The sequence below is a fragment of the Peribacillus sp. P4_C12 genome (assembly GCF_056402095.1).
In genome coordinates, this window is the sequence record NZ_JBFUIB010000443.1 from 1 (window position 1) to 3069 (window position 3069).

Annotated in this window: 6 protein-coding genes; all 6 read right to left on the reverse strand. The window is 38.3% G+C overall.

The features are described 5' to 3' along the window. Positions 1-387 (reverse strand): flagellar biosynthetic protein FliR (locus tag AC1DUW_RS24575; protein WP_477643695.1); only part of this gene is annotated, 387 nt, incomplete at its 3' end. A gap of 3 nt (positions 388-390) precedes the next feature. Next, positions 391-660 (reverse strand): flagellar biosynthesis protein FliQ, encoded by a 270-nt coding sequence (fliQ, locus tag AC1DUW_RS24580; RefSeq protein WP_056526792.1) that lies wholly within the window; start codon positions 658-660, stop codon positions 391-393. 14 nt (positions 661-674) lie between these two features. Then, entirely contained in the window at positions 675-1340 is a 666-nt protein-coding gene (fliP, locus tag AC1DUW_RS24585) for a flagellar type III secretion system pore protein FliP (protein WP_477643698.1), read from the reverse strand. After that, positions 1333-1986 carry a flagellar biosynthetic protein FliO gene (locus tag AC1DUW_RS24590; protein WP_477643696.1) on the reverse strand — a complete coding sequence of 218 codons (654 nt, stop codon included), beginning with the start codon at positions 1984-1986 and terminating at the stop codon, positions 1333-1335. Before AC1DUW_RS24590 ends, fliP begins: the two co-directional genes overlap by 8 nt. Positions 1987-2009: 23 nt before the next feature. After that, a complete protein-coding gene (locus AC1DUW_RS24595) occupies positions 2010-2372 on the reverse strand; it encodes a response regulator (RefSeq protein ID WP_053345335.1) in 363 nt (120 codons plus the stop codon). Then, the coding region (gene fliY, locus AC1DUW_RS24600; protein WP_477643697.1) for a flagellar motor switch phosphatase FliY at positions 2362-3069 on the reverse strand (708 nt) is incomplete at its 5' end. The genes AC1DUW_RS24595 and fliY, both read right to left, overlap by 11 nt.

Sequence of the window (3069 nt, forward strand, 5' to 3'; positions counted from 1 at the left end):
TAATAAGGCAATCGTATATAGATATTGTCCCATTAATGGACTTTGAGCCCCTGTTTGCGGATCGATGACATTGGCAATTGAAAAACCCATTTGAAAGTCAATTAACCCACCTGCAACTTGAACCGCTGATAAAATCATATAGGCAGCAAACCCGATGAAAAGCCCTACAAATGCTTCCTTTATGATTAATAAATAAAATGTGACATCCAAAGCTAGAACCGGCGCTTCAATGGTATAGTACATAATCCAAGCAAGGAAAATCCCAAGTCCGATTCGATGCTGTATCGGTATAGATCGATACGAAAAAATCGGCATTGCCACGAAAAAGGTTGTAACCCTGACCACTATTAATAAAAATGCAGGAAAGTACGGAAATATATCCTCCATTCTCTACCCTACAAATCGATTCAAGTTACCGAATATTTCATTTGCGTATGATAATAGATGACTTAGCATCCATGGAGCGAGTAAAATAAGTGCCAATAATACAGCCACAATTTTCGGAACGAAGGCCAAGGTTTGTTCCTGAATCTGTGTGGTCGCCTGAAAGATACTTACTAATAGTCCTACAACAAGAGCTATCAACATCAAGGGGCCAGCGATAATCAATACCATATAAATTCCTTTTTCTGCTACATCAATAACAAACTCTGCGCTCATTTTTTCTCACCTGCTTAAAAACTCTGTAATAAAGACTTCACTACTAAATACCAACCGTCAACAAGAATGAAGAGGAGGATTTTAAACGGCAAGGAAATCATGACTGGTGGTAACATCATCATCCCCATCGACATCAAGACACTTGCAACGACCATATCAATAACCAGAAATGGAATGAAAATCATAAAACCTATTTGGAAGGCTGTTTTGATTTCACTAATTGCAAAAGCTGGTACAAATGCGGTCAAGGGAATATCCTGTATCGTTTCCGGCTTATCGACCTTGGCATATTCTAGAAATAAGGCCAAGTCCTTCTGCCTTGTATGGGCACTCATAAATTCCTTAAAAGGAATCGCAGTCTGCTCATACGCCTCTTCTAATTCTATTTCTTCATTAAATAGAGGAGTTAATGCTTTTTCGTTCACTTCCTGAAATGTCGGTGCCATTACAAAAAATGTCATAAAAAGAGCTAGACCAACCAGGACTTGATTCGGAGGCATCTGTTGTGTAGCAAGCGACGTTCTCACAAAACTGAGGACAATAATGATTCTTGTAAAGCATGTCATTAAAATCAAAATGCTTGGAGCAAGCGATAAAACAGTCATCAGGAGAACAAGTTTGACGGAAGTAGAGACATTAGTGGGATCGCTGTTATTAAAAAACTCCATGAACTCATTCATTGTCTCTTCCTTTCCTTTCAAGCTCATTTAACAGATTCTTCCTACTACCAGACATTTGATCGAGCTGATTTTTGAACTCTGAGGAAAAACTATTAGTTTCGATTTCTCTTTTTTTCAGCCACTTATTTTTCAATTTCGTCGCAAATTCTCCTGGCTGAATCATTTGATCCATTTTTTCGTTGTAATCTTTCATTAACTGCTCATATTCCTCGGGATTATCTATTTCTTTCAAGAGCTGTATGTTTTCGCCAACTCCGACTACTAATATTCTACCGCCCACTTTAACAAGCTGAACCGATCGATTTGCTCCAAGGCTTGTGCCGCCTAAATTCTCTACTGAATTTGCTTTTTGAAACGATTTACTTTTTTTATTTATGAACTTTAATATGATATATAAAAGCCCCACCACAAAAATGGTCGCAAAGATCATCCTTAGAAACTCCCAAATAGTTATCCCCACTTGTTCGGGATTTGAAGCTTGTTTGGTAGTTTGGGAGTCTTTTGATTTATCCGTTTTCAAATCATCTGGCTGTTCATAAACATCCTTCACTGGCTTATCAATATCTTCCGCACTCGCCTGAATGGCCCCTGAGAAGAAAACTGCTATCACAAGTGAGATCTGAAGCCATTTTTTAATAGAATACAATATGAAGACACCCTCTTACTTCATTAACTTAATGCTTTATTTATGGCTTCCAATACCCTGTCTGCCTGAAATGGTTTCACGATAAAGTCTTTTGCCCCTGCCTGGATTGCATCAATAACCATTGCTTGTTGCCCCATTGCAGAACACATTATGACCTTCGCTTGCGGATTTACCTTTTTAATTTCTTTTAATGCTGTGATTCCATCCATTTCAGGCATAGTAATATCCATTGTTACAAGATCCGGATGCGTTTCTCTATATTTCTCTACTGCCTGAGCACCATCTGCTGCTTCTCCAACAATTTCAAAACCATTTTTAGAAAGGATATCTTTTATCATCATTCTCATAAATGCTGCATCGTCAACAATTAAAATTTTATTTGCCATTTTTTTGTCCTCCAAATTTATCTAAGTTTTTTAGTCGATCGCTCTGACTCATAATATCCGTAACACGAACTCCAAAGTTTTCATCAATCACAACAACCTCGCCTTTTGCAATTAAGCGGCTGTTTACCAGGATATCCACCGGTTCACCTGCTAATTTATCCAATTCAATTATAGAACCAGATGACAGCTCTAGAATTTCTTTGACAGAACGCTTGGTTCTCCCAAGCTCTACGGTTACTTGCAATGGGATATCCATCAGCATGCTAAGATTTTTCGTTTCGGACTCTTGAAGCTGATACGGCTGAAAACTGGAAAAACTGGCTGGCTGAACATTTACCGGTCGTCCTGTTGAAACGGATGAAGCTCCAAAATGTTGCGGTTCATTCGGTATTTTGTATGTCGGTTTTGTTTGGTAACCACTTTGTCCATAATTCTCATTTGTCGGCTGATTCGATACAGGATTTTGGAATGATACCGGCTCTTGAGGAGAATTACTCTGTGTTGGGTTGGCTTGTATCTGTTCCATTTTATTTTCATCGGCTTCACTTTCACTTGTTCCATTTAATAGTTCACTGACTAACCCTTTTGCAAATTCTAAAGGCAACAGTTGCATAATGTTGGAATCAATTAATGCACCCACTCGTAAACGAAAAGAAATTTTTGCAAATAAATCCTCATCCGGTATTGCATTTTCACC

Bases quoted from the DNA above. Each gene is read 5' to 3' on its own strand.
- fliP (WP_477643698.1), bottom strand. From the start codon at position 1,340: ATGAATGAGTTCATGGAGTTTTTTAATAACAGCGATCCCACTAATGTC.
- fliQ (WP_056526792.1), bottom strand. From the start codon at position 660: ATGAGCGCAGAGTTTGTTATTGATGTAGCAGAAAAAGGAATTTATATG.
- AC1DUW_RS24595 (WP_053345335.1), bottom strand. From the start codon at position 2,372: ATGGCAAATAAAATTTTAATTGTTGACGATGCAGCATTTATGAGAATG.